At 39.3% G+C, this 25,655-nt stretch carries 24 protein-coding genes; 22 read left to right on the forward strand and 2 right to left on the reverse strand.

Going from position 1 to position 25,655, the window contains the following annotated elements; all coding sequences use genetic code 11:
* Positions 1-7: 7 nt before the first annotated feature.
* Positions 8-1,201, reverse strand: a complete 1,194-nt coding sequence (cls, locus tag BAQ49_RS02345) for a cardiolipin synthase (RefSeq protein ID WP_071744050.1) — start codon at positions 1,199-1,201, stop codon at positions 8-10.
* Between the two features lie 391 nt (positions 1,202-1,592).
* On the opposite strand from cls, the gene BAQ49_RS02350 reads away from it, so the two are divergent.
* The 8 genes from BAQ49_RS02350 (at position 1,593) to pyrG (ending at position 11,520) form a co-directional block, all read left to right on the forward strand.
* Complete coding sequence (locus BAQ49_RS02350) at positions 1,593-3,704, forward strand: (Fe-S)-binding protein (RefSeq protein ID WP_071744051.1); 2,112 nt, start codon at positions 1,593-1,595, stop codon at positions 3,702-3,704.
* Positions 3,705-3,713: 9 nt separating this feature from the next.
* A complete protein-coding gene (locus tag BAQ49_RS02355; RefSeq protein WP_116733422.1) occupies positions 3,714-4,997 on the forward strand; it encodes an acetyl-CoA C-acetyltransferase in 1,284 nt (427 codons plus the stop codon).
* Positions 4,998-5,053: 56 nt separating this feature from the next.
* Entirely contained in the window at positions 5,054-5,905 is an 852-nt protein-coding gene (locus BAQ49_RS02360; protein WP_071744052.1) for a 3-hydroxybutyryl-CoA dehydrogenase, read from the forward strand.
* A gap of 72 nt (positions 5,906-5,977) precedes the next feature.
* Positions 5,978-7,108: an acyl-CoA dehydrogenase gene (locus BAQ49_RS02365; RefSeq protein ID WP_001009064.1), complete on the forward strand. Its 1,131-nt coding sequence runs from the start codon at positions 5,978-5,980 to the stop codon at positions 7,106-7,108.
* A gap of 21 nt (positions 7,109-7,129) precedes the next feature.
* On the forward strand, positions 7,130-8,269 hold the full coding sequence (gene acdA / locus BAQ49_RS02370) for an acyl-CoA dehydrogenase AcdA (RefSeq protein WP_071744053.1): 1,140 nt from the start codon (positions 7,130-7,132) through the stop codon (positions 8,267-8,269).
* Between the two features lie 65 nt (positions 8,270-8,334).
* The gene (locus BAQ49_RS02375) at positions 8,335-8,964 is read left to right on the forward strand and encodes a TetR/AcrR family transcriptional regulator (RefSeq protein WP_000238599.1); all 630 of its coding nucleotides are present in this window, start codon (positions 8,335-8,337) and stop codon (positions 8,962-8,964) included.
* Between the two features lie 154 nt (positions 8,965-9,118).
* A complete protein-coding gene (gene rpoE / locus BAQ49_RS02380) occupies positions 9,119-9,655 on the forward strand; it encodes a DNA-directed RNA polymerase subunit delta (RefSeq protein ID WP_071744054.1) in 537 nt (178 codons plus the stop codon).
* A 257-nt stretch (positions 9,656-9,912) separates the two neighbouring features.
* The gene (gene pyrG / locus BAQ49_RS02385) at positions 9,913-11,520 is read left to right on the forward strand and encodes a CTP synthase (RefSeq protein ID WP_000170445.1); all 1,608 of its coding nucleotides are present in this window, start codon (positions 9,913-9,915) and stop codon (positions 11,518-11,520) included.
* Between the two features lie 32 nt (positions 11,521-11,552).
* Here the strand turns inward: pyrG and BAQ49_RS02390 are convergent, their stop codons facing one another.
* Complete coding sequence (locus BAQ49_RS02390; protein WP_071744055.1) at positions 11,553-12,077, reverse strand: DUF2529 domain-containing protein; 525 nt, start codon at positions 12,075-12,077, stop codon at positions 11,553-11,555.
* Positions 12,078-12,277: 200 nt separating this feature from the next.
* On the opposite strand from BAQ49_RS02390, the gene spo0F reads away from it, so the two are divergent.
* The 14 genes from spo0F (at position 12,278) to BAQ49_RS02455 (ending at position 25,430) form a co-directional block, all read left to right on the forward strand.
* Complete coding sequence (gene spo0F / locus BAQ49_RS02395) at positions 12,278-12,646, forward strand: sporulation initiation phosphotransferase Spo0F (RefSeq protein WP_000398592.1); 369 nt, start codon at positions 12,278-12,280, stop codon at positions 12,644-12,646.
* A 211-nt stretch (positions 12,647-12,857) separates the two neighbouring features.
* The gene (locus BAQ49_RS02400; RefSeq protein ID WP_001131859.1) at positions 12,858-13,715 is read left to right on the forward strand and encodes a class II fructose-bisphosphate aldolase; all 858 of its coding nucleotides are present in this window, start codon (positions 12,858-12,860) and stop codon (positions 13,713-13,715) included.
* 349 nt (positions 13,716-14,064) lie between these two features.
* Positions 14,065-15,354 (forward strand): UDP-N-acetylglucosamine 1-carboxyvinyltransferase, encoded by a 1,290-nt coding sequence (gene murA, locus BAQ49_RS02405; protein ID WP_071744056.1) that lies wholly within the window; start codon positions 14,065-14,067, stop codon positions 15,352-15,354.
* A 120-nt stretch (positions 15,355-15,474) separates the two neighbouring features.
* Positions 15,475-16,440 (forward strand): class II fructose-bisphosphatase, encoded by a 966-nt coding sequence (gene glpX, locus BAQ49_RS02410; protein ID WP_071744057.1) that lies wholly within the window; start codon positions 15,475-15,477, stop codon positions 16,438-16,440.
* Positions 16,441-16,928: 488 nt separating this feature from the next.
* On the forward strand, positions 16,929-18,200 hold the full coding sequence (rho, locus tag BAQ49_RS02415; RefSeq protein WP_002174368.1) for a transcription termination factor Rho: 1,272 nt from the start codon (positions 16,929-16,931) through the stop codon (positions 18,198-18,200).
* 310 nt (positions 18,201-18,510) lie between these two features.
* Positions 18,511-18,777 (forward strand): hypothetical protein, encoded by a 267-nt coding sequence (locus tag BAQ49_RS32720; protein WP_165616018.1) that lies wholly within the window; start codon positions 18,511-18,513, stop codon positions 18,775-18,777.
* A 96-nt stretch (positions 18,778-18,873) separates the two neighbouring features.
* Positions 18,874-19,119 carry a type B 50S ribosomal protein L31 gene (locus BAQ49_RS02420; RefSeq protein WP_000643447.1) on the forward strand — a complete coding sequence of 82 codons (246 nt, stop codon included), beginning with the start codon at positions 18,874-18,876 and terminating at the stop codon, positions 19,117-19,119.
* A gap of 110 nt (positions 19,120-19,229) precedes the next feature.
* Entirely contained in the window at positions 19,230-19,814 is a 585-nt protein-coding gene (locus BAQ49_RS02425) for a thymidine kinase (RefSeq protein ID WP_000281086.1), read from the forward strand.
* 440 nt (positions 19,815-20,254) lie between these two features.
* On the forward strand, positions 20,255-21,322 hold the full coding sequence (gene prfA, locus BAQ49_RS02430; protein ID WP_002094338.1) for a peptide chain release factor 1: 1,068 nt from the start codon (positions 20,255-20,257) through the stop codon (positions 21,320-21,322).
* Positions 21,322-22,173, forward strand: a complete 852-nt coding sequence (prmC, locus tag BAQ49_RS02435) for a peptide chain release factor N(5)-glutamine methyltransferase (protein ID WP_071744058.1) — start codon at positions 21,322-21,324, stop codon at positions 22,171-22,173. The genes prfA and prmC overlap by 1 nt, the downstream gene beginning before the upstream one ends.
* 101 nt (positions 22,174-22,274) lie before the next feature.
* Positions 22,275-23,147, forward strand: a complete 873-nt coding sequence (gene spoIIR, locus BAQ49_RS02440; RefSeq protein WP_116733420.1) for a stage II sporulation protein R — start codon at positions 22,275-22,277, stop codon at positions 23,145-23,147.
* A gap of 49 nt (positions 23,148-23,196) precedes the next feature.
* Positions 23,197-23,655, forward strand: a complete 459-nt coding sequence (locus BAQ49_RS02445; protein ID WP_071744060.1) for a GNAT family N-acetyltransferase — start codon at positions 23,197-23,199, stop codon at positions 23,653-23,655.
* A 108-nt stretch (positions 23,656-23,763) separates the two neighbouring features.
* Positions 23,764-24,804: an L-threonylcarbamoyladenylate synthase gene (locus BAQ49_RS02450; protein ID WP_071744061.1), complete on the forward strand. Its 1,041-nt coding sequence runs from the start codon at positions 23,764-23,766 to the stop codon at positions 24,802-24,804.
* Between the two features lie 77 nt (positions 24,805-24,881).
* A complete protein-coding gene (locus tag BAQ49_RS02455; protein ID WP_071744062.1) occupies positions 24,882-25,430 on the forward strand; it encodes a manganese efflux pump MntP in 549 nt (182 codons plus the stop codon).
* Positions 25,431-25,655: the final 225 nt, after the last annotated feature.

Raw genomic sequence — 25,655 nt, forward strand, 5'->3', positions numbered from 1 at the left:
GCCTTTCCTATAAAAAGAACGCAAATATCGTTCCTATCCATTCTTTGCCCCTATCAATAAGGGAAAGTGGGCTGACATCATCAAAGGAAAGTAATGACGCATTTTTTAGATCTTCATGGAATTTATTTTTTACTTCTTGTATGAAGTGTTTATCGTACAAAAGGCAGTTGATTTCATGATTAATATATAAACTTCTCATATCAAAATTAGCAGTTCCAATATCACAAATATGATCGTCTACTATAATGATTTTTGCGTGAAAAAATCCTTGTTGAAAAGCGTAAATATTACAACCAGCTTGTATTAACTTTCGGCAATATGGGAATTTTGCTTCTCTAACGAGGGCGTGATCGGCCTTTTGTGGAACGAGAATAGTTATTTGAACCCCACGTTTTCGTGCGTTTAATAATGCGTTCATAATTTTTTTTCCAGGAATGAAATAGGGTGTACCGATAAAGATTTCTTTTTTCGCGCTTTCGATTAATTGTAAAAATGTATTTTGTAAATAGGCACCATCAGTAGGGATAAAACGATGTAGAACGGTCCCTGGTTGTTGCTTAGGAAAATAAAGAGATGCATCTAATAAATTTTGGCCTGTATCGTCGAGCCAATCATGTAAAAATTGTTTTTGTAAATCTTGTATCCCTTCTCCTGTAAGACGTAAATGATAATCTCGCCATAATCCTAACTTTTGATTATGCCCTAAATATTCCTCGCCAATATTAAATCCACCAATATAGCCAATTTCCCCGTCAATAACTATAATTTTTCTATGATTTCTTTGATTTGCAGAAAAGAAAGGAAAAGGAAATTTTACTTTGTGACAAAATGAAAAAGAGACACCATGCTTTTGTAGCGAGTAAATCGCTTCTTTTGATAAATAATGACTGCCAAACCGGTCGAGTAAAAGTCTTACTTCAATTCCTTCTTGTGCTTTATCGATAAGTAACTTTAAAAACTTACGACTTATCTCATCATTTTTTACAATAAAAAATAAAACGTGCACATGGTGTTTAGCTTGTTTTATATCAGTAAATAGGGTGTCATACAAATCTTTTCCGTATGTATAAAGGTGAAAATCACTTTGACGTAAAGGGAAAGAACGAGAACGTACACGCTTTAAATGAACAACTCTCCCATATGAAAGGTCGATTGTAATCCAGAGAGCGCTACCTATTAACAAGAGAGATAAGAAGAACATAAGTAAATTCCCTCCTTCACGGTCTTTTCACCATCAGTTTTTTACAAATCAAAATTTCACTTTACCCCGCTATTTGCGGGTAGTAAGCCTCCTACCTCAAAATTAGGCTTACTCAAAGGAGTCAGGCGGGAGGCAACAGCCCGTAAAAGCCCGATTGGTGTGGGCTAATAATCAGGAGGGCATAAACAGCTCCCTACTGATTAAAGTTTCACTTTATAGTTTCACCCAAATAAACAGCTTTATTAAAAAATATGTTGTTGTATAACAAAAAACTGTTGACTGAATGCTCACTCATTATATAATGAAGGTAGGGGATAAAATTCAGAAAATTATATGTTTTTGAAGATTCTAAAAAAGAAAGAGGGCTTACAAAGAGAGGGGTAGCATAAAAATGAATAGCTTACTGATCATTAATTGGCTGGCTGCCATTGCTGTTATTGCTTATGCGGGATATTTGTTTGTATATCTTATACGAACGAGGATGGCCTACATACAATTAGGAAAAAAGATTGAATTTGACCGTCGTTTTAAAGAGCGTTGGGATCTTCTTAAGGTCAATGTTTTCGGTCAGAAAAAGCTGCTGAAAGATAAAAAGAGCGGCATCATTCACGTTATGTTCTTTTACGGATTTATTCTTGTCCAATTTGGAGCAATTGACTTCGTTTGGAAAGGGCTCGCACCAGGATCACATCTTCCACTTGGACCACTATACCCTGCATTTACATTCTTCCAGGAAATTGTCACACTTGTTATTTTAATTGCAGTCTTTTGGGCTTTCCATAGACGCTATGTTGAAAAGCTTGTTCGTTTAAAACGTAATTTCAAATCAGGTCTTGTTCTTATCTTTATTGGTGGCTTAATGATTTCTGTGCTACTTGGTAATGGGATGGGAATTATATGGCACGGTGAGGAGCTTTCATGGAGTGAACCAATCGCTTCTGCAATCGCTTACGTTTTCTCAGGGATAAATGAAACCGTAGCCATTTCTGTGTTCTATTTCTCTTGGTGGGTGCATTTACTAATCTTGTTAACATTTTTAGTGTATGTTCCACAATCAAAACATGCGCATTTAATTGCTGGACCAGTTAACGTGTTTTTTGGTCGTCTTTCAAATCCGGGAAAACTTGAAAAAATCGATTTTGAAGATGAAACACAAGAAACATTCGGTGTTGGTAAAATTGAAGACTTTAGACAAAATCAGCTCGTTGATTTATATGCTTGCGTAGAATGTGGCCGTTGTACAAATATGTGTCCGGCAACAGGAACAGGCAAAATGTTATCACCGATGGATTTAATTTTAAAACTTCGTGATCATTTAACTGATAAAGGAGCAGCGGTAACATCAAAAGCACCGTGGGTTCCAGTTGTTGCTTTTAATAATACACAAGGAAATCAGTTAGCGATGATGGCAGCTGGAAAAGGACAACAAGAATCAGCAGCTACAGCACTCGCTTACGATCCGAGCTTAATCGGAGATGTTATTACAGAAGAAGAGATTTGGGCATGTACAACGTGCCGTAACTGTGAAGATCAGTGTCCAGTTATGAATGAACATGTTGATAAAATTATTGATTTACGCCGCTATCTCGTTTTAACAGAAGGGAAAATGGATGCAGAGGCGCAGCGTGCAATGACTAATATCGAGCGTCAAGGTAATCCGTGGGGACTGAATCGTAAAGAGCGTGAAACATGGCGTCAAGGTGATGATGAAGTAACAGTTCCAACTGTAAAAGAGAAATCAAAAGCAGGCGAAGAGTTTGAATACTTATTCTGGGTTGGATCAATGGGTTCGTATGACAACCGCAGTCAGAAGATTGCGATATCATTTGCGAAGCTAATGAACGAAGCAGACATTTCATTCGCAATTCTTGGTAATAAGGAAAAGAACTCTGGTGATACACCGCGCCGCCTCGGAAACGAATTTGTATTCCAAGAGATGGCAACGAAAAACATTGAAGAATTTGAAAAAGCAGGAGTGAAGAAAATCGTTACGATTGACCCTCATGCTTATAACACTTTTAAAAATGAGTACCCGGACTTCGGCTTACAAGCAGAAGTCTATCATCATACAGAATTACTAGCCCAGTGGGTGAAGGAAGGACGTTTAAAACCTGTCCATTCTATTGAAGAAACAGTTACGTACCATGATTCCTGTTACTTAGGAAGATACAACGAAGTATATGAGGCACCGCGCGATATTCTAAAAGCAATTCCAGGTGTAAACTTTGTAGAAATGGCGCGTAACCGTGAAACGGGAATGTGCTGTGGTGCAGGTGGCGGCTTAATGTGGATGGAAGAAACGGCTGGTTCTCGTATTAACGTTGCTCGTACAGAACAAGCGCTGGCTGTACAACCGTCAATTATCGGTACAGGATGCCCATATTGCTTAACGATGATTAGTGACGGTACGAAAGCGAAAGAAGTTGAAGAAACGGTTCAAACTCTGGACGTAACAGAGATTTTAGAACGCTCAGTTATCGGACAGAAGAAAGAAGCAATCTAGTTTGTGGGAATGTATACAACTTTAGAAAGAGGTGCAATTATTGCACCTCTTCTCAACGTAGGAATACCGAGCGAGCGCTCGGCGTTAAAAAAAGAAATGGGGGAAAGAAACATGAGTAAAACAGTTATTTTAAGTGCTGCAAGAACACCGGTTGGGAAATTTGGAGGGACTTTAAAAGACGTGAAAGCAACGGAACTTGGAGGAATCGCAATTAAGGCAGCGCTTGAAAGGGCGAATATTTCCGCGAGTGATGTTGAAGAAGTTATATTTGGAACGGTTATCCAAGGAGGACAAGGACAAATTCCATCACGCCAAGCAGCAAGAGCGGCTGGAATTCCTTGGGAAGTGCAGACAGAAACAGTGAATAAAGTTTGTGCATCAGGGCTTCGCGCAGTTACTTTAGCGGATCAAATTATTCGTACTGGTGACCAATCACTGATTGTAGCTGGTGGAATGGAATCGATGAGTAACAGTCCTTACATTTTACGAGGAGCAAGATGGGGATACAGAATGGGTAATAACGAAGTTATCGATTTAAACGTTGCAGACGGTTTAACATGCGCATTTTCAGGTATACACATGGGTGTTTATGGAGGGGAAGTTGCAAAAGAAGACGGGATCTCTCGCGAAGCACAAGATGAATGGGCATATCGTAGCCATCAACGTGCGGTTTCAGCACATAAGGAAGGTCGTTTTGAAGAGGAGATTGTACCAGTAACAATTCAGCAAAGAAAAAGCGATCCTATCGTCGTGGCTAAGGATGAGGCGCCACGCGAGGATACAACGATTGAAAAATTAGCAAAATTAAAGCCTGTATTTGATAAGACGTCAGCGGTGACAGCTGGTAATGCTCCTGGACTAAATGATGGCGGTGCGGCGCTTGTATTAATGAGCGAGGACAGAGCGAAGCAAGAGGGAAGAAAGCCATTAGCGACAATTTTGGCGCATACAGCAATTGCGGTAGAATCGAAGGATTTCCCAAGAACGCCAGGTTATGCAATTAATGAATTGCTGAAAAAGACAGGTAAGACAATTGAAGAAATTGATCTATTTGAAATCAATGAGGCATTTGCGGCGGTAGCAATTGCAAGTACTGAAATTGCAGGGATTGATCCGGAAAAATTGAATGTAAATGGCGGTGCTGTAGCAATGGGGCATCCAATTGGAGCGAGCGGAGCACGTATTATCGTTACACTTATCCATGCACTGAAGCAGCGCGGCGGCGGAATTGGAATTGCTTCTATTTGTAGCGGTGGCGGTCAAGGTGATGCAGTGATGATTGAGGTTCATTAATTTACGTTCAGGAAATTTTGGGTTTATTAACAACTTATATTAAGGGGGAAGAAAGAATGGGTGTACAAAAAATAGTTGTAATTGGTGCAGGACAAATGGGTTCAGGTATCGCACAAGTGTGTGCAATGGCAGGCTATGATGTGAAAGTGCAAGATTTAAAGCAAGAGCAGTTAGACCGAGGGCTAGCTGTTATTTCGAAAAATTTAGCCCGTCAAGTAGAAAAAGGCCGTATGAAGGAAGAAGAGAAAGAAGCGACTTTAAATCGTCTTACATGGACGCTCGATCTAAATAGTGTCAAAGAAGCGGATCTTGTTATTGAAGCAGCTGTTGAGAAAATGGATATTAAAAAGAAAATTTTTGCGAATCTAGATGAAATCGCTCCAGAACACGCAATTTTAGCGACGAATACGTCATCGTTACCAATTACGGAAATTGCAGCGGTAACGAAACGTCCTGAGAAAGTAATCGGCATGCACTTTATGAATCCAGTTCCAGTTATGAAACTCGTTGAAATTATTCGTGGTTTAGCTACAGATGATGCAGTGTACGAAACGATTGAGGATATTACGAAAAAAATCGGGAAAGTGCCAGTGGAAGTAAATGATTTCCCAGGGTTTGTATCGAACCGTATTTTATTACCAATGATTAACGAAGCAATCTATACGTTATATGAAGGTGTAGCAACGAAAGAAGCGATTGATGAAGTAATGAAGCTCGGTATGAATCATCCGATGGGGCCTTTGACACTCGCTGATTTTATCGGTTTAGATACGTGTTTATACATTATGGAAGTGTTGCATGAAGGATTAGGAGATAGTAAATATCGCCCATGTCCATTATTACGCAAGTATGTGAATGCAGGATGGTTAGGACGTAAAACGGGTCGTGGTTTCTACGTTTACGAATAAAGTCCTCCCTTTATTAAAATAGTGGTCTTACCAGATTGTTAAAAAGATATATAGCAAACGGAGGCGAAGTACATGAATTTTCACTTTACTGAAGAGCAACAAATGATGAGGAAAATGGTTCGAGATTTTGCGCAGAAGGAAATAGCTCCCTTTGTTCCTAGTATGGAACAAGGGGTGTTCCCGAAAGAGATTTTGCAAAAGATGGGTGAGCTTGGACTAATGGGTATTCCAGCGCCTGCAAAATATGGCGGGGCAGAAATGGATTTTATTTCTTACATTCTAGCAATTGAGGAAATTTCAAAGGTAAGTGCAACGGTTGGTGTAATTTTAGCTGTACATACGTCAGTTGGAATGAATCCGATTTTATACTTCGGAACAGAAGAACAGAAGCAGAAATATGTTTCTAAATTGGCGACTGGTGAGTATTTAGGCGCATTTGCTCTAACAGAACCAAATGCAGGATCAGATGCAGGTAGTTTGAAATCAAGAGCTGTAAAAAAAGACGATCACTACATCATTAATGGATCGAAAGTATTTATTACGAATGGCGGCGAAGCAAGTACATACATTGTATTCGCTTCTACAAATCCAGAGGCGGGGAAAAGTGGCATTTCTGCATTTATAGTAGAGAAAGATACGCCAGGCTTAATCATCGGAAAAGATGAGCATAAGATGGGTCTTCTTGGTTCTCGTACAGTGCAACTTACGTTTGAAGATATGAAAGTACCGGCCGAGAATTTACTTGGTGAAGAAGGACAAGGATTTAAGGTGGCGATGGCGAATTTAGATGTTGGGCGAATTGGAATCGGAGCGCAGGCATTAGGAATCGCGGAAGCGGCGCTTGCATGTGCGATTGATTATGCGAAAGAGCGCGAGCAATTCGGTAAGCCAATTGCGGCGCAGCAAGGAATCGGATTCAAACTTGCAGATATGGCGACTAGCGTAGAAGCAGCGCGATTACTTGTATACAGAGCGGCATCGCTAAGAGCGCAAGGATTACCATGCGGTAAAGAAGCTTCTATTGCGAAATTATTTGCTTCTAAGACGGCTGTTGAAGTTGCAATTGAAGCGGTGCAAGTATTTGGCGGTTACGGTTATACAAAAGATTATCCAGTAGAAAGATTTTTCCGTGATGCGAAGATCACGCAAATATATGAAGGAACGAGCGAAATACAAAAGCTTGTAATTAGTCGAGCTTTATAAAAAGACGAGGGGGAGACGGGAATGCATTTTAAATTATCAGAAGAACATGAAATGATAAGAAAAATGGTTCGGGATTTTGCAAGAAATGAAGTAGCACCGACGGCGGCAGAGCGTGATGAGGAAGAGCGATTTGATCGCGCTTTATTTGATCAAATGGCAGAGCTTGGTTTAACCGGCATTCCGTGGCCTGAAGAGTATGGTGGAATTGGAAGCGATTACTTAGCGTATGTAATTGCCATTGAAGAATTATCTCGCGTATGTGCTTCTACAGGCGTAACATTGTCTGCACATACTTCACTTGCTGGTTGGCCAATTTTTAAATTTGGAACGGAAGAGCAAAAGCAAAAGTTTTTACGACCAATGGCAGAAGGAAAGAAAATTGGCGCATACGGTTTAACGGAACCAAGTTCCGGTTCAGATGCTGGCGGAATGAGGACAACTGCGAAACGAGATGGAGACCATTACATTTTAAATGGATCGAAAATCTTTATTACAAATGGTGGCATTGCTGATATTTATGTTGTTTTTGCATTAACAGACCCTGAATCGAAGCAGCGCGGTACGAGCGCATTCATCGTGGAGAGCGATACGCCGGGATTTTCAGTTGGGAAAAAAGAGAGCAAGCTAGGGATTCGCTCTTCGCCGACTACTGAAATTATGTTTGAAGACTGCCGCATTCCTGTAGAGAATTTACTAGGGGAAGAGGGGCAAGGATTTAAGGTAGCGATGCAAACGTTAGACGGCGGTCGTAATGGTATTGCGGCGCAAGCGGTTGGTATTGCACAATCAGCCTTAGATGCTTCTGTAGAATATGCAAGAGAGCGTCATCAGTTCGGTAAGCCAATTGCGGCGCAGCAAGGGATTGGCTTTAAACTTGCAGATATGGCAACGGATGTAGAGGCGGCGCGTCTTTTAACATATCAAGCGGCTTGGCTTGAATCTGAAGGGCTTCCGTACGGGAAAGAGTCAGCGATGTCAAAAGTATTTGCAGGTGATACAGCGATGAAGGTAACGACTGAAGCAGTACAAGTATTTGGTGGTTATGGTTATACGAAAGATTATCCAGTAGAGCGTTACATGCGCGATGCAAAGATTACACAGATATATGAGGGAACGCAAGAGATTCAAAGACTTGTAATTTCTCGTATGTTAACGAAATAGGAACGAAAGCGTAGGTATTTTCCTACGCTTTTTCCTTCCAAAAATAATAGAGAGAGGTGAAGGGGATGGTTAAACATAATGTACATGCATCAGTGAAAGATGAAAAATTAGTTGCGTTAAGGCGTGAACAAATGATTAAAGGTGCGGTGCAACTGTTTAAGCAAAAAGGGTTCCCACGTACAACAACGAGAGAAATTGCGAAGGCGGCTGGGTTTAGTATTGGAACACTTTATGAGTACATTCGTACAAAAGATGATGTTTTATATTTAGTTTGTGATAGTATATATGAACATGTAAAAGAGCGGTTAGAGGAAGTAGTGTGTACAGAGAAGGGAAGTATAGAAAGTTTAAAGATAGCAATAACGAATTATTTTAAAGTGATGGATGAATTGCAAGAAGAAGTATTAATTATGTATCAAGAGGTACGTTTTTTACCGAAAGAATCACTCCCATATGTATTAGAAAAAGAGTTTCAAATGGTAGGAATGTTCGAGAATATTTTAGAACAGTGTACGGAAAATGGAACATTTACATTAAATAAAAAAGAAATACAGCTTCTTGCACATAATATTTTCATACAAGGACAAATGTGGGGATTTAGACGTTGGGCCCTGCAAAAACTGTATACGCTTGAAGAATATACAGAAATGCAAATTAGGTATGTATTGCAAGGGGCGCATATGCTTCCGAAATAAGGAATGGACAAATTATAATTTTATTACCATATTAAAGTTTCCCGTTTTTTTTGTAGCATATTTGTGCGACTTTTGTTTATAATGAATAGTATGGATTTTTTTAAGCAGACCGTTATATATAAGGTTATATTTGAAGAAAGGAAGTGCCGCATAAGTGAATTTTAAGCAATATTCACCAGAAGAGCTAAAAGAATGTTCAATGATTGAAGTTGTACATAGCGTTTTAGGGGATAAAAGACAAGCAACGACATTCAACGAGTTGGTTCAAGAAATCGCTCAAGTGCTGGGACTATCTCAAGAGCAAGTTAATGCGAAACTCGCACAATTTTATACAGATTTAAACATCGATGGACGTTTCATTAATTTAGGAGAAAATCGTTGGGGACTACGCAGCTGGTACCCATATGAGCAAATTGATGAAGAAATCTTACCTCAGCCAAAGCCGAAGAAGAAACGTAAAGTTGAAGAGGACGGTTTTGACGACTACATCGAAGAAGATGAAGATGAATTCGACGATGCAGACGGAAATGCAGACGAAGAAGATGATGTAGAAGATTTGGACAAGGTTCTTGAAGAAGAAGACGCAGATGACGAAGATGATGATCTTGATGATTTAGAAGAAGATGATGAAGAATTCGCAGAAGAAGAAATTGAGTACGATGAAGCTGAAGAAGAAGAGGAAGAGCTGTAGTTCTTGACTTTTCATTATCGTCCATGTAGAATCATTTTTGGGCTCTTTAAAACAGGACGATAATACTTTTAAAGTGTAAATATAAAAGAAAATTGCTCCCTACTTATTACTTTATGTGATGAGGGGAGCAATTTTCTTTTTTGTTTTTTGTTTAGAAAATAAAAAGAGTCTAACAATAAGATAGGTACAGTGTTATCTACATACGTTGCGCTTTGCAACGGTGATTATATAACAACAAGGTAGAAGGGAGTATTTTCATGACTAAGTATATTTTTGTAACAGGCGGTGTAGTATCGTCTTTAGGTAAAGGTATTACAGCAGCATCTCTTGGAAGACTTTTAAAAAATCGTGGTTTAAACGTAACTATTCAAAAGTTTGATCCATACATTAACGTAGACCCGGGGACTATGAGCCCATACCAACACGGTGAGGTATTCGTAACAGATGATGGTGCAGAAACGGACTTAGACCTTGGTCACTATGAGCGTTTTATCGACATCAACTTAAATAAATACAGCAACGTAACAACAGGTAAAATTTACTCTTCAGTTCTTCAAAAAGAGCGTCGTGGTGAATACTTAGGAGGAACAGTTCAGGTTATTCCTCACATTACTAACGAAATTAAAGAACGTGTATATCGTTCTGGTCGCGAAACAAACGCGGACGTTGTTATTACAGAAATCGGTGGAACTGTTGGTGATATCGAGTCTCTACCATTCTTAGAAGCAATTCGTCAAATTAAGAGCGACATCGGTCGTGACAATGTAATGTACATTCACTGTACGTTAATCCCGTACTTAAAAGCTGCGGGTGAAATGAAAACAAAACCAACACAACATAGCGTTAAAGAGCTTCGTAGCTTAGGTATTCAACCAAATATTATCGTTGTTCGTACAGAACTACCTGTTTCTCAGGACATGAAAGATAAGCTTGCATTATTCTGTGACATCGATACAAAAGCAGTTATCGAAGCACGCGATGCAGATACTTTATATGCGGTTCCATTATCTCTTCAAGAGCAAAACATGGATCAAATCGTTTGCGATCACTTGAAATTAGACAATCCTGCTGCAGATATGACAGAGTGGACTGCGCTAGTTAATAAAGTACGTAACCTTTCTAAGAAAACAAAAATCGCTCTTGTTGGTAAATACGTAGAACTTCAAGATGCATACATTTCTGTTGTAGAAGCACTTCGTCATGCAGGTTATTCATTCGACACAGATGTAGAAGTAAAATGGGTAAATGCTGAGCACGTAACAGCAGAGAACGTGAAAGAATTAGTTGGCGATACAGATGGTATCCTTGTACCAGGTGGCTTTGGCGATCGTGGTGTAGAAGGTAAAATCGTTGCAATTCAATATGCTCGTGAAAACAAAGTTCCGTTCTTAGGAATTTGCCTAGGTATGCAACTTGCATCAATCGAATTCGCACGTAACGTATTAGGATTAGAAGGAGCTAACTCTTCTGAAATTAATCCTGACACACCTTATGCAATTATCGATTTATTACCAGAACAAAAAGATGTAGAAGACTTAGGTGGTACACTTCGTCTTGGTCTATACCCATGTAAGCTTGCTGAAGAAACAAATGCTTACAATGCTTACAACGAGCCGGTTGTATATGAGCGTCATCGTCATCGTTATGAGTTCAACAATCAATTCCGTCCGGATATGGAAAAAGCAGGATTTGTATTCTCTGGTACAAGCCCAGACGGTCGTCTAGTTGAAATCATTGAATTAAAAGACCACCCTTGGTTCGTGGCAGCACAGTTCCATCCAGAACTTGTATCTCGTCCAAACCGTCCACAACCATTGTTCCATGACTTCGTAAGTGCTTCTATTACGAATAAAGAGAGCAAGTAATAAAAAAAAGCGCCTGAAATAGGGCGCTTTTTTTAATATTCGTTTAACATTTCATCAATTGTAAATTTCAATCCGTGATAAGCAAATAAAGCTACAATTAAACTTGGGAACCCGTAGCGGTTACCTTCATCATCTGGAATAAGGCCTTTTAACAGTTTTGTATCGATATGTACATCTGTGTATTGTTCCAGTGATTCCGTACCTTCTTGAATAGCCGAGATTCCAACAATAGATTGACCTTCTTCTTGAAATTTTTTTGCGATTTTTACAATTTCCTCATCCGTCGAAAAACGACTAATAAGAAGCACGCGGTCCGCAGAGGTTACAGCCGCTAGTTCGCCGTCTTCTATTAAACGTTTTGCTTGTTTCATTGGTTCAGCACCAAATAGTGCTTCAGCAACAACGCCCTCCATTTCATTTGTACCATGTAAATAAATGAAACCATCGCCAACTAGTGCTTGAGCAAGTAGACGAGCGCTATCTTCTATATTCATTTCCTCTTTTTGAGAAACTCTGGAGAAATAACCACTTAATTGAGTTGAAAAAATTTTTAACATAATGTTACTCCCTTCGTACGTGTTTGCCGGCTTTCATTATAATTTATTTTTTTAGAAAGGTGAAATCGTAGGTAGCGTAACGAAATAGTAAACGGTAAAATAAGAAAGAATAGGAAGGAATTTGGCAAAGAATAGCGAAAATAAATCGATAAGATATAAGAAGCTGTAAATCTTGTACTTACACAGAAAGGTTGGGAGTTATGGAAGGTAAAATTTTAATCGTTGATGATCAATATGGCATTCGTGTGTTATTACATGAAGTGTTCCAAAAAGAAGGTTATCAGACGTTCCAAGCAGCGAATGGATTTCAAGCTTTAGATATCGTGAAAAAAGATAATCCAGATTTAGTAGTGTTAGATATGAAAATCCCAGGTATGGATGGTATAGAGATTTTAAAACATGTAAAAGAAATTGATGAGAGTATTAAAGTGATTTTAATGACTGCTTATGGAGAATTGGATATGATTCAAGAAGCGAAAGATTTAGGAGCTTTAATGCACTTTGCTAAACCGTTTGATATTGATGAGATTCGTCAAGCAGTGAGAGATCAACTTGCTGTAGAGGCGTAAAAAATGAATTTTTTATAAAAAATATGGAAAAAAGCGTTTACATGGACTATTGAGCAGGTGAATACGGTTGAGTTTTTTAGTACAAGTTGTTATCCTAATGAGTGTAGAAAAAAGTCCGGTATACAGATATACATATTTTACCTTATTCTGGTCATACTACCAGCGATAAGAACTTATCGGATACAAAAAACGTTTTTTAGGAGGATTCACCATGCCTTTAGTTTCTATGAAAGAAATGCTAAACACAGCACTAGAAGGAAAATACGCAGTTGGTCAATTCAACATGAACAACTTAGAGTGGACTCAAGCTATCTTAGCTGCTGCGGAAGAAGAAAAATCTCCTGTAATCCTAGGTGTATCTGAGGGTGCAGCTCGTCATATGACTGGTTTCAAAACAGTTGTAGCTATGGTTAAAGCTTTAATCGAAGAAATGAACATCACTGTTCCTGTAGCGATTCACCTTGACCATGGTTCAAGCTTCGAAAAATGTAAAGAAGCAATCGATGCAGGTTTCACATCTGTAATGATCGACGCTTCTCACCACCCATTCGAAGAAAACGTTGAAACTACTAAAAAAGTAGTAGAATACGCACACGCTCGTAACGTATCTGTTGAAGCTGAGCTTGGAACAGTTGGCGGACAAGAAGACGACATCATCGCTGAAGGCGTAATTTACGCTGATCCAGCAGAGTGTAAACACCTTGTTGAAGCAACAGGTATCGATTGCCTAGCTCCAGCTTTAGGTTCTGTACACGGTCCTTACAAAGGTGAGCCTAACTTAGGATTCGCTGAAATGGAACAAGTGCGTGACTTCACTGGCGTACCTTTAGTATTACACGGTGGTACTGGTATCCCAACTGCTGATATCGTAAAAGCTATTTCTTTAGGTACTTCAAAAATCAACGTAAACACTGAGAACCAAATTGAGTTTACAAAAGCTGTTCGTGAAGTATTAAACAAAGACCAAGAAGTTTACGATCCTCGTAAATTTATTGGACCTGGCCGCGACGCTATTAAAGCAACTGTTGCTGGTAAAATGCGTGAGTTCGGTTCTAACGGTAAAGCGTAAGAATAAAATTCCGTTTTGGAAACCGTCTAGTCTTTTAGACGGTTTCCTTTCGTTGTATAATGAAAGCGTGAACAAGTCTAAAGATTTTATAAAATGAATTTTTAGCCTGCAAATATAGAAAATAATGTGCATAGTCCTATTAATAAATGTGATGAGTATCTGAGTTGGGGAATTTGATTCGATGAATAGTTAATCTTCATCTATTTGTACAGCAGGGGAGCTACAGGTGATGGTTTTCTACTTATTGAGTTTTAGGGTGGAAAGAGTGGTTGAGATTCTTAAGGGGAACCTTTTACTTCTTTTTATAAAGCAGTAGAAGATAAATACATTCACGAGAAGGGAGCTCAATATGGAAAAGTTGCTAATTGAAGGCGGAAGAGCTTTAAATGGAACAATTCGTGTGAGTGGTGCAAAGAACAGTGCTGTTGCATTAATTCCAGCGACAATTTTAGCAGATACTCCAGTAACTATCGGTGGCGTTCCTAATATTTCGGACGTGAAAATGTTAGGAGACTTACTAGAGGAAATTGGAGGGAAAGTAACTTATGGGCAGGAAGAAGAGATGGTAGTCGATCCTTCTAACATGGTTGCGATGCCTTTACCAAATGGAAAAGTGAAAAAATTGCGCGCCTCTTATTATTTAATGGGTGCAATGCTTGGCCGTTTTAAAAAAGCTGTTATTGGGCTTCCAGGTGGATGTCATTTAGGGCCACGACCGATTGATCAGCATATTAAAGGGTTTGAAGCGTTAGGGGCACATGTTACAAATGAACAAGGTGCCATTTATTTAAGAGCCGATGAATTGCGCGGGGCACGTATTTATTTAGATGTTGTTAGTGTAGGAGCTACAATCAATATTATGCTAGCGGCTGTACGAGCGAAAGGTAGAACTGTTATTGAAAATGCAGCGAAAGAACCGGAGATTATTGATGTAGCCACATTATTAACAAGTATGGGAGCGCGCATTAAAGGTGCTGGTACAGATGTAATCCGAATTGATGGTGTGGACTCCCTGCATGGTTGTCACCATACTATCATTCCAGATCGTATTGAAGCTGGTACGTATATGATTTTAGGAGCTGCATCAGGAGGAGAAGTAACAGTTGATAATGTTATTCCTCAGCATTTAGAGTCAGTAACTGCGAAGCTAAGAGAAGCTGGTGTCCAAGTTGAAACGAACGATGACCAAATTACAGTGAACGGTAATAGAAGGTTAAAAGTAGTTGATATAAAAACGCTTGTATATCCAGGTTTCCCAACAGATTTACAACAGCCGTTTACGACGCTTTTAACAAAGGCGCACGGGACGGGAGTTGTCACGGATACAATTTACGGCGCACGTTTCAAACATATTGATGAATTGCGTCGTATGAATGCGCAAATTAAAGTAGAAGGTCGTTCGGCAATTGTAACTGGTCCTGTTTTATTGCAAGGTGCAAAAGTGAAGGCAAGTGACTTACGAGCTGGGGCTTCCCTTGTTATTGCAGGGTTAATGGCGGATGGAATTACAGAAGTAACCGGACTTGAACATATTGATCGAGGCTATGAAAATATAGTAGACAAGCTTAAAGGGCTTGGTGCAAACATTTGGCGGGAACAAATGACAAATCAAGAGATTGAAGAAATGAAGAACGCTTAAAGTGATGATACTTCCGCAAGTGGGGAGCGAAGAATCACCACTTGCGGAAGTACACTTTATAGAAAAACACGGTTCACAAAATACGGCAGAAATATAAAGACTTAAAGGAGAGGGATTATCGTGGAAAGAAGTTTATCTATGGAGTTAGTACGTGTAACGGAGGCTGCAGCATTATCATCAGCGCGTTGGATGGGGCGCGGGAAAAAAGATGAGGCAGACGGTGCAGCAACATCAGCTATGCGTGATGTATTTGATACAGTTCCGATGAAAGGGACAGTTGTAATTGGCGAAGGTGAAATGGATGAAGCACCAATGCTGTATATCGGAGAGAAATTAGGTACAGGATATGGACCACGTGTAGACGTTGCAGTTGATCCTTTAGAGGGGACTAACATCGTAGCAGCTGGCGGATGGAATGCACTTGCTGTTATTGCAATTGCAGATCATGGTAATTTGTTGCATGCTCCTGACATGTACATGGATAAAATTGCGGTTGGCCCAGAAGCAGTTGGGGCAGTTGATATTAACGCACCTATTATCGATAACCTACGTGCCGTTGCGAAAGCGAAGAATAAAGATATTGAAGATGTTGTAGCGACAGTTTTAAATCGTCCACGTCATCAAGCAATTATCGAAGAAATTCGTAAGGCTGGTGCACGTATTAAGTTAATTAATGATGGAGATGTAGCTGGAGCAATCAATACAGCATTTGACCGTACAGGTGTAGATATTTTATTCGGTTCTGGTGGGGCTCCTGAAGGTGTACTAGCTGCGGTTGCGCTAAAATGCTTAGGTGGAGAAATTCAAGGAAAGCTCTTACCACAAGACGAAGCTGAATTAGAACGTTGTAAAAAAATGGGCATTGAAGATATAAATCGCATCCTTCGTATGGAAGACTTAGTAAAAGGTGACGATGCAATCTTTGCTGCAACAGGTGTAACAGACGGAGAACTATTACGCGGCGTTCAATTTAAAGGTAGCGTAGGAACAACACAATCCCTTGTTATGCGTGCGAAGTCAGGTACAGTACGCTTCGTAGACGGACGTCATAGCTTAAATAAAAAACCGAACTTGGTTATTAAATAAAAAGTGGAGGCAGCTCGTTCAGAATGGGAGGAAGAAGCGAATCTACCGACCATTCTAGCCGCCGAAACTAGATTAAATAAAAGTAGAAATGCCTCATCTATTCTTCCTTAAAATCAGGTGAGTAGAAAAAAGAAAGAAATATAAAGTGAAACTTTAATCAGTGGGGGGAGCTTCATCCCCCGCTGATTATTAACCTTCACCAATCGTGCTTTTACGGGCGGTTGATCTCCCGCCTAAATTCTGTACTTTATAGCCAGATTTTGAGGTGGGAGTCTTACAGCCCGTTCATGCAAAAAGCGAAGACAAATTTTCTTGTCTTCGCTTCTTGTATTTGTGTTTCAACGTATTGATTAAAACTAGACAAAAGGGTTACAATAGTGAATATTACCCTACTTGAACTTATTGCCTTTCATTATTAATTATTTGCCTTCCGTATTTTTTCCCTTTACCCATTTGAAAAGAGAATAACGTTAAAGTGTGGTGTCTGAATGAATTTGTCAATTGCAGCATTAGAAAACATGAAATTAAAAGAGTTATACGAGCTTGCGAAAGAATTTAAGATTTCGTATTACAGCAAGTTAACGAAAAAAGAGCTAATCTTTGCTATCTTAAAAGCTCGAGCAGAAAAAGAAGGTTTCTTTTTCATGGAAGGCGTATTAGAAATTATTCAATCAGAAGGATTTGGATTCCTACGTCCTATCAACTATTCTCCAAGCTCAGAAGATATTTATATCTCAGCTTCGCAAATTCGTCGCTTCGATTTACGTAATGGAGATAAGGTTTCTGGTAAAGTACGACCTCCGAAAGAAAATGAACGCTATTTTGGATTATTACAAGTTGAAGCTGTAAACGGTGATGATCCAGAATCAGCAAAAGAGCGTGTGCATTTCCCTGCATTAACACCGTTATACCCAGATCGCCAAATGAAATTGGAAACGGAAACGAAAAAGTTACCGACACGCATCATGGATTTAATCGCACCAGTTGGATTTGGACAACGTGGTTTAATTGTTGCGCCTCCAAAGGCTGGTAAAACAAGTCTGTTAAAAGAAATTGCACACAGTGTCACAACAAATCATCCGGAAGCAGAATTAATTGTACTTTTAATTGATGAGCGTCCAGAGGAAGTAACAGATATTGAACGTTCTGTTAAAGGTGACGTTGTAAGCTCTACTTTTGATGAAGTACCAGAAAATCATATTAAAGTAGCCGAGCTTGTATTAGAGCGTGCAATGCGTCTTGTGGAACATAAAAAAGATGTTGTCATTTTAATGGATAGTATTACCCGTTTAGCGCGTGCTTACAACCTTGTTATTCCGCCAAGTGGTAGAACATTATCCGGTGGTATCGATCCAGCTGCCTTCCATAGACCGAAGCGCTTCTTCGGAGCTGCGCGTAATATTGAAGAAGGCGGTAGCTTAACAATTTTAGCAACAGCCCTTGTTGATACAGGGTCTCGTATGGACGATGTAATTTACGAGGAGTTTAAAGGAACTGGAAATATGGAACTTCACTTAGATCGCTCATTAGCTGAGCGTCGTATCTTCCCAGCGATTGATATTCGTCGCTCTGGTACGCGTAAAGAAGACCTCTTAATTCCGAAAGAACATTTAGACAAATTATGGGGTATTCGTAAAACGATGCGTGATACACCAGACTTTGTTGAAAGTTTCTTACGTAAACTTCGTCAAACAAAGACAAATGAAGAATTTTTACAAAACATTGTTGCAGACTCAAAAAGGTATGTAACAACTAAGTAAAGGGAAAAGATTGGGACTCGCTTATTTCGTAGTAAGCGAGTTTTTTATGTTTTTTAAGGGAATATTAGAGAGAGTAATATATGGGAATAATTATGTTTTTTGAGATGGAAATCATATTTTGTATTAGAGCTGGGCGAGTCATCTCCACTTTTGATTAATATCCAGTTCCGGGGGCTAGCTCTTCGCATCTAAGAACCTTCCGCCCGAAAGGTAAAAAGCACCTTTAGGGCGAAAGAACCTTAGCTGGTCAGAGCTGAACGAGCCACCTCCACTTTCAGGTGTTATCTAGCTCCAGCGGCGAGAATGGTCGGTGGCTTCGCGTCTTCCTACGAGGCAAAAAGCGCCTCTGCGTCAGAAGCTCCATCCACCTTCCATTCTGAGCGAGCCGCTTGCGCTTTTAATTAATATCCAGCTCCAGCGGCTAGAATCTCCGGTCATTTCGCTCTCTCGCCTGAAGCAAAAAGCGCTTCATGCGAGAGAGCTTGAAGTGTCCTGGATTCTGAACGAGCCGCTTGTGCTTTTAATTTTTAAAAAGACAAAAACAGGTAGTTGCAAAATGGAGTTAGCCTTGTTATAATTTCATCATATGTGTTTCATCAATATAGTTGTGTGAGCAGCTGAAGATGAAAAACTCTGTTTCGAAAATGATTCAGGGCGGAAGGAGATGAAAAGAATGAAAGCAGGAATCCATCCAAATTACAATAAAGTTGTATTTATGGACACGAACACAGGCTTCAAATTCTTAAGCGGGTCTACTAAAGGCTCTAGCGAAACTGTTGAGTGGGAAGATGGTAACACTTATCCATTACTAAAAATTGAGATCAGTTCTGATTCTCACCCATTCTACACTGGACGTCAGAAGTTTGCTACTGCAGACGGACGTGTTGACCGCTTCAATAAGAAATACGGCATCAAGTAATAAAGAACATAAAACAGGCAAGTGTATGTATTCGCTTGTCTGTTTTTTTTGCAAAAATATTAAACCTTTACCCTACTTTGGATTAGGAAAGTAGATGAAAGGAGAGCTCAATGTACTTAATGAATCAAAATGGTTGGATTGAAGTGATTTGCGGGAGTATGTTTTCTGGAAAATCAGAAGAGCTCATCCGCCGTATACGCCGTACACAATTTGCGAAACAACATGCAATTGTATTTAAACCATGTATTGATAATCGTTATAGTGAAGAAGATGTTGTATCACATAATGGATTAAAGGTTAAAGCAGTTCCTGTTTCAGCTTCAAAAGATATATTTAACCATGTAACAGAAGAAATGGATGTTATTGCAATCGATGAGGTACAATTTTTTGATGGGGACATTGTGGAAGTGGTGCAAGTATTGGCAAATCGTGGCTATCGTGTCATTGTAGCTGGATTAGACCAAGATTTCCGTGGTCTACCATTTGGACAAGTTCCTCAGCTGATGGCGATTGCTGAACATGTAACTAAATTGCAGGCAGTTTGTTCTGCATGTGGATCTCCTGCAAGTCGTACGCAACGTTTAATCGATGGAGAACCAGCGGCATTTGATGATCCAATTATTTTAGTTGGGGCTTCAGAATCGTATGAACCACGTTGTCGTCATTGTCATGCAGTACCTACAAAACAAAGATAAATGAAACTCGCTATGTAGAGCGGGTTTTTTTCGAAAATAGATGAAGATTGGTGGCCAGCTCTTCGCACAGCTAAGAACTTTAGGCAGTCAGAGTTGAGCAAGCCGCTTGCGCTTTTAAATATATTATCTAGCTCCAGCGGCTAGAATCTCCGGCCATTTCACTCTCTCGCTCGAAGCAAAAAGCGCTTCAAGGTCGAGAGCTGAAAGTGTCCTGCGATTCTGAGCGAGCCGCTTGCGCTTTTAAATATTATCTAGCTCCGCCTCCTAGGTCCTTGAGTCTAAGAACCTCCCGCACGAGAAGACAAAAAGCGTCTTCTGTGCGAGAGAACCTTAGCCACTGGACCTAAGCAGTCGGCTCCGCTTTTAAATATAATTTGCGTTTTTTTGATTAAGTACCATATACTATTTGTATTAGATACTAGGATGTAGAGGTGAATGGTGTGTTAGATCGTTTGCAAGCTGTAGAAGATCGTTATGAGAAGTTAAATGAATTGTTAAGTGACCCAGAGGTTATTAGCGATACAAATAAGCTTCGTGAGTATTCAAAGGAACAATCTGATATGCAGGAAACGGTAGAGGTGTACCGTGAGTATAAAGATGTTCGTGAGCAATTACGAGATGCAAAAGCAATGTTAGAAGATAAGTTAGACGCTGAGATGCGTGAAATGGTTAAGGAAGAAGTTTCTGAATTAGAAGGACAAGAGAAAACATTATCAGAACGTCTGAAAATTTTACTTGTTCCTAAAGACCCTAATGATGATAAAAACGTTATCGTTGAGGTTCGTGGTGCAGCTGGTGGTGACGAGGCGGCTTTATTTGCCGGTGACTTATACCGTATGTATAGTCGTTACGCTGAGGTACAAGGTTGGAAAACTGAAATTATTGAGGCTAGCTATACAGAATTAGGTGGATATAAAGAGATTATCTTTATGATCAACGGTAAAGGTGCTTTCGCGAAACTGAAATTCGAAAATGGCGCTCACCGTGTACAACGTGTTCCTGAAACGGAATCTGGTGGACGTATTCATACATCTACAGCAACGGTAGCTGTGTTACCAGAGGCGGAAGAAGTAGAAATTAATATTCATGAAAAAGATGTTCGTGTTGATACGTTCGCTTCTAGTGGTCCTGGTGGACAAAGCGTTAATACAACGATGTCAGCGGTACGTTTAACGCATTTACCGACTGGTGTAGTTGTATCTTGTCAGGATGAGAAATCACAGATTAAGAATAAAGAAAAAGCAATGAAAGTATTACGTGCACGTGTTTATGATAAATTTAGACAAGAAGCACAAGCTGAGTACGATCAAAACCGTAAACAAGCTGTTGGTACGGGAGATCGTTCAGAGCGTATTCGTACGTATAACTTCCCGCAAAACCGTGTTACTGACCATCGAATCGGCTTAACGATTCAAAAGCTAGATCAAATCCTACAAGGTAAGTTAGATGATTTCATCAATGCCTTAGTGATGGAAGATCAGGCGCAAAAGATGGAGGCAGCTGAGTAATGCGTGTCTATGAAGCCCTGAAATGGGCTTCTTCTTTTTTACAAGAAAATGGACGAGATGAGAATGCGGGAGAAATTGTCCTTTGTCATGTATTAAAGACGAACAGAACAGGAATGCTCATGAATATGCGTGAAGAAATAACTGCGGAACAAGAGACAAGCTTTACGGAGTTTATCCACAAGCATGTAGAAGGTATTCCTATTCAATATATGATTGGTTATGAAATGTTTTATGGACGATCGTTCTTTGTGAATGAAGAAGTATTAATACCAAGGCCAGAAACAGAGGAACTTATAGTTGGGGTCCTAGAGAGAATTGAGCGTCATTTCGGTAATGAGGAGCTTCATGTAGCGGATATTGGCACAGGTAGTGGAGCGATTTCTATTACGCTCGCTTTAGAAAATAAAAATCTTCATGTGTATACGGTAGATATTGCACAGGAGTCGATTGAAGTTGCAAAAGAAAATGCAAAGGCTTTAGGAGCGGAAGTAACTTTCTATCACGGTGATTTACTGTCTCCGTTTTATGAAACTGGTCAGAAGTTAGATGTCGTTGTTTCAAATCCTCCGTATATACCGGAGGAAGATTGGCGTGGTCTTTCTACTGTTGTGAAAGAGCATGAGCCGAAAAGGGCGCTTGTTGGCGGTGAAGATGGACTAGATTTCTATCGTCGTTTTATGGAGGAATTGCCGAACGTATTAAAGAAAAAGGCGATTGTGGCGTTTGAAATTGGTGTGGGGCAAGGTGAAGATGTAAAAGCATTATTACAGCAAACTTTCCCGCACGCTCACGTTGAAGTTGTCTTTGATATTAATGGAAAAGATCGCATGGTATTTGCAGAGATGGAGTAAGGTTAAAACCTTACTCTATTTTTTTGAAAAAATTTATATAGATTTTGAATTTAATAGTTTAGAAAGAAGTAACTCTGTCCACACTGTTTCTAGAGGGGACGGTGGAGGAAATGAAAAAACAAGTTATTGCTTATTTTCTTTTATTATTAATTGGTGCACAGTTACTTGTGCAGTTTGGATATATGAAAGCTGATGCAAAAGGGCCTACTGTTATTCCGAAAGAGGCCGTTCGATTACGTATTTTAGCTAATAGTGATTCCGATAAAGATCAGGCATTAAAACGTAAAGTACGTGATGAAGTGAAAGCGCAAATCGATGGATGGGTAGCGGATTTAACGTCATTTGAAGAAGCTCAAAAAGTAATTCAAAATCATATTCCTGAAATTGAAAAGACAGTGGCGAATACGCTGAAAGGGGAAGGAAGTAAAGAGACTTTTCAAGTGAAATTCGGTAAGAATGTGAAGTTTCCTACAAAGGTATATGGGAATTTTATTTATCCAGCAGGGGAATATGAAGCGGTACTTATTACAATTGGAAAAGGTGAAGGTGCAAACTGGTGGTGTGTATTATTTCCACCGATGTGTTTCTTAGATTTTTCGAGTGGTACAGCTGTAAGGAAAGAAGAACATGTTGTGAAAGCTGAATCTCCTGAAGAAGAGCAGGTGGAACAATCAGATGAGGAATTAATGGATGTACCGGAGAAGAAAGATGATAAGGTGAAAGAAAAGAAGGTAGTAAAGATGGAAAAAGCTGAAAAAGTAACAGCACCTGAAAAGAAAGTAGTGACAAATGAAACACAAGTAGAAGAACAGCCTGTAAAAAAAATAGAAACAAAATCTGTGGAAAAAGTGGAGAAATCTGTGGAGCAAAAACAAGAAAAGCAAAATGAGTATGTAAAAGTAGAAGAGGAAGAAGAAAAACCAGAGGTTAAATTATTTATCGTCGAAGCTTTTACATCTTTATTCTCTAAATAGTACTATTAGTAAATCCCTCCTCATATATAAAAATGAGGAGGGATTTACTATGAAGAACGTGTATTTTGCTACGAAAGCAGATGTGGAAAGATTGCATTCTTTTTTCGGACAAGCTAATAAAAAAGATGATAAAATAAATGAGTTGTACGCGCAATTTATGATTTTGGAAGAGGCGGGAGAAATACGAGCTGTAATTGGATATGAACAAAGTGAAGGAGATGCACTTATTCGTTCTTGTTTATTCACACCTAATGTGGATAAGCAGACTTTCTTATATTTTTTTGAAATGTTTTTGCAGTATATGAAAGAAAAAGATATTCGACAATTGTACTTACTCACAAACCATCCACAATCTGCGACAATCTTTCAGTTCTTTAACTTTGTCATTATAGAGAAAGAGAAAGTTCCAGAGGGAATTCGACAATTAGAACACTTTTGTAAAAATATAAAAGAGCCAAATGCAATAATACTAAATTGTCAGCTATTCACAAAGTTATCCACGGATTAACAAGGTTTATCCACATTTTGTGGATAAACCTTGTTTGTCTTTTGGATAAATCTCATAGTAAACTAAAAATAGACAAGTATTTCATGGTAGAAAAGGACGTGGGAAAAAATGCATACAAATATGTGGGTTGTGGATAATGTTGTGGAAAGAAAAAAATATTATCCACAGTTAAAAGAAGCAGCGAGATTATTAAGAGAAAATGAAGCGGTAGCCTTCCCGACAGAAACGGTATATGGGTTAGGAGCAAACGCAATGGACGACGAAGCGATAGCGAAAATTTTTGCAGCGAAAGGGAGACCGAGTGATAATCCACTGATTGTCCACATAGGAACAAAATCTCAGTTAGATGGTATTGTAAGAGAAATTCCACCGGTTGCAGAAAAGTTAATGGAGCATTTTTGGCCAGGTCCATTAACAATCATTTTACCGAGAAAAGAAGGGATTTCAGAGAGGGTTACGGCGGGACTTAATACAGTTGGAGTGAGGATGCCAGATCATCCAGTAGCGCTCGCTCTTATTGAAGAAGCAAACGTGCCTGTTGCAGCACCGAGTGCGAATCGTTCTGGACGCCCAAGTCCAACATTAGCTTCTCATGTGTATGAAGATTTAAACGGGAAAATTGCTGGTATCGTTGATGGCGGGGCCACAGGAGTAGGCGTTGAATCAACTGTAATTGATTGTACGAGCGAAGTTCCGACGATTTTACGTCCTGGTGGGATTACGAAGGAACAATTGGAAGTAGTAATAGGAAATGTTTCTTTAGATCCAGCTTTAAAGGATGAGAAAGAAAAACCGAAATCGCCGGGAATGAAATATACACATTATGCACCGAAAGCACCACTTAGTATTGTTGAAGGATCCCGTGAGTTTATTCAGCGTATTGTGGATGAGAAAAAGAAAGAAGGATTTAAAGTAGGTGTATTAACGACCGAAGAGTATCAACATGTATATAGTGCTGATGTTGTATTATCTTGTGGTATGCGAAGTGATTTAGCTAGCGTTGCGACTAAATTATATGATGTGCTTAGAACGTTTGATGCAAGTGAAGTAGATATTATCTTTAGTGAATCATTCCCGAATGAAGGAATAGGAAATGCAATTATGAATCGTTTAACAAAAGCAGCGGGACATCATATTATTACTGAATGATAATGTACCTTTAGCAAACAGAATATTTCTCCTCGGATAAGCATATTGTGAAGTAGCACGTCCGAGGGGGGACATGAATGACGCTTGAACAGCTAATACCTTTAATAATTATGGCATTCGCCCTAGGGATGGATGCATTTTCAGTGAGCCTCGGTATGGGGATGGTAACGTTAAAGTTAAGACAAATCCTTTATATCGGTATGACGATAGGGATATTTCATATTATTATGCCGTTTATTGGAATGGTACTAGGACGTTTTCTATCAGAGAGGTATGGGGATGTCGCGAATTTCGCGGGGGCTATTTTATTAATTGGACTAGGGTTCTATATTGTATATTCGTCTATTTTAGAAGGTGAAGAGACTAGAACTGCTCCAATTGGAATTAGTTTATTTGTATTTGCATTTGGTGTCAGTATAGATAGTTTTTCAGTAGGTCTTAGTCTTGGGATTTATGGTGCGCAGACGATTATTACGATATTACTATTTGGATTTGTAAGCATGTTATTGGCATGGATTGGCTTATTAATTGGTAGACATGCGAAAGGTATGCTTGGTACATATGGTGAAATAGTAGGTGGTATCATTCTAGTTGGATTTGGATTATATATCCTTTTTCCTATATAATTTTATGTAGGAAGGAATTATGAACAAGTTATGGGGATGGTATGTTAAGTTTTTAACCTTCTTTCCTCGATGGCTAAGAAGACTTATAATTTTGGGTATTATTTTGCGAATTTCGATGTTAGGTTGGATTAAATTAATTCGTGAATGGTAAGATGACTCCTTTCTGTGCATAGTTTTGTTTGTACTATATTGATCGCACTAAAAAATTGCAAATATAGAAAGGAT

This window comes from Bacillus proteolyticus, assembly GCF_001884065.1.
In the GTDB taxonomy this organism is placed as follows: domain Bacteria; phylum Bacillota; class Bacilli; order Bacillales; family Bacillaceae_G; genus Bacillus_A; species Bacillus_A proteolyticus.

Excerpts from the sequence above, each read along its gene's own strand:
- cls (WP_071744050.1), bottom strand. The coding sequence starts at position 1,201 with ATGTTCTTCTTATCTCTCTTGTTAATAGGTAGCGCTCTCTGGATTACA.
- BAQ49_RS02350 (WP_071744051.1), top strand. The coding sequence starts at position 1,593 with ATGAATAGCTTACTGATCATTAATTGGCTGGCTGCCATTGCTGTTATT.
- BAQ49_RS02355 (WP_116733422.1), top strand. The coding sequence starts at position 3,714 with ATGTATACAACTTTAGAAAGAGGTGCAATTATTGCACCTCTTCTCAAC.
- BAQ49_RS02360 (WP_071744052.1), top strand. The coding sequence starts at position 5,054 with ATGGGTGTACAAAAAATAGTTGTAATTGGTGCAGGACAAATGGGTTCA.
- BAQ49_RS02365 (WP_001009064.1), top strand. The coding sequence starts at position 5,978 with ATGAATTTTCACTTTACTGAAGAGCAACAAATGATGAGGAAAATGGTT.
- acdA (WP_071744053.1), top strand. The coding sequence starts at position 7,130 with ATGCATTTTAAATTATCAGAAGAACATGAAATGATAAGAAAAATGGTT.
- BAQ49_RS02375 (WP_000238599.1), top strand. The coding sequence starts at position 8,335 with ATGGTTAAACATAATGTACATGCATCAGTGAAAGATGAAAAATTAGTT.
- pyrG (WP_000170445.1), top strand. The coding sequence starts at position 9,913 with ATGACTAAGTATATTTTTGTAACAGGCGGTGTAGTATCGTCTTTAGGT.
- BAQ49_RS02390 (WP_071744055.1), bottom strand. The coding sequence starts at position 12,077 with ATGTTAAAAATTTTTTCAACTCAATTAAGTGGTTATTTCTCCAGAGTT.
- spo0F (WP_000398592.1), top strand. The coding sequence starts at position 12,278 with ATGGAAGGTAAAATTTTAATCGTTGATGATCAATATGGCATTCGTGTG.
- BAQ49_RS02400 (WP_001131859.1), top strand. The coding sequence starts at position 12,858 with ATGCCTTTAGTTTCTATGAAAGAAATGCTAAACACAGCACTAGAAGGA.
- murA (WP_071744056.1), top strand. The coding sequence starts at position 14,065 with ATGGAAAAGTTGCTAATTGAAGGCGGAAGAGCTTTAAATGGAACAATT.
- rho (WP_002174368.1), top strand. The coding sequence starts at position 16,929 with ATGAATTTGTCAATTGCAGCATTAGAAAACATGAAATTAAAAGAGTTA.
- BAQ49_RS02420 (WP_000643447.1), top strand. The coding sequence starts at position 18,874 with ATGAAAGCAGGAATCCATCCAAATTACAATAAAGTTGTATTTATGGAC.
- BAQ49_RS02425 (WP_000281086.1), top strand. The coding sequence starts at position 19,230 with ATGTACTTAATGAATCAAAATGGTTGGATTGAAGTGATTTGCGGGAGT.
- prmC (WP_071744058.1), top strand. The coding sequence starts at position 21,322 with ATGCGTGTCTATGAAGCCCTGAAATGGGCTTCTTCTTTTTTACAAGAA.
- BAQ49_RS02445 (WP_071744060.1), top strand. The coding sequence starts at position 23,197 with ATGAAGAACGTGTATTTTGCTACGAAAGCAGATGTGGAAAGATTGCAT.
- BAQ49_RS02450 (WP_071744061.1), top strand. The coding sequence starts at position 23,764 with ATGCATACAAATATGTGGGTTGTGGATAATGTTGTGGAAAGAAAAAAA.
- BAQ49_RS02455 (WP_071744062.1), top strand. The coding sequence starts at position 24,882 with ATGACGCTTGAACAGCTAATACCTTTAATAATTATGGCATTCGCCCTA.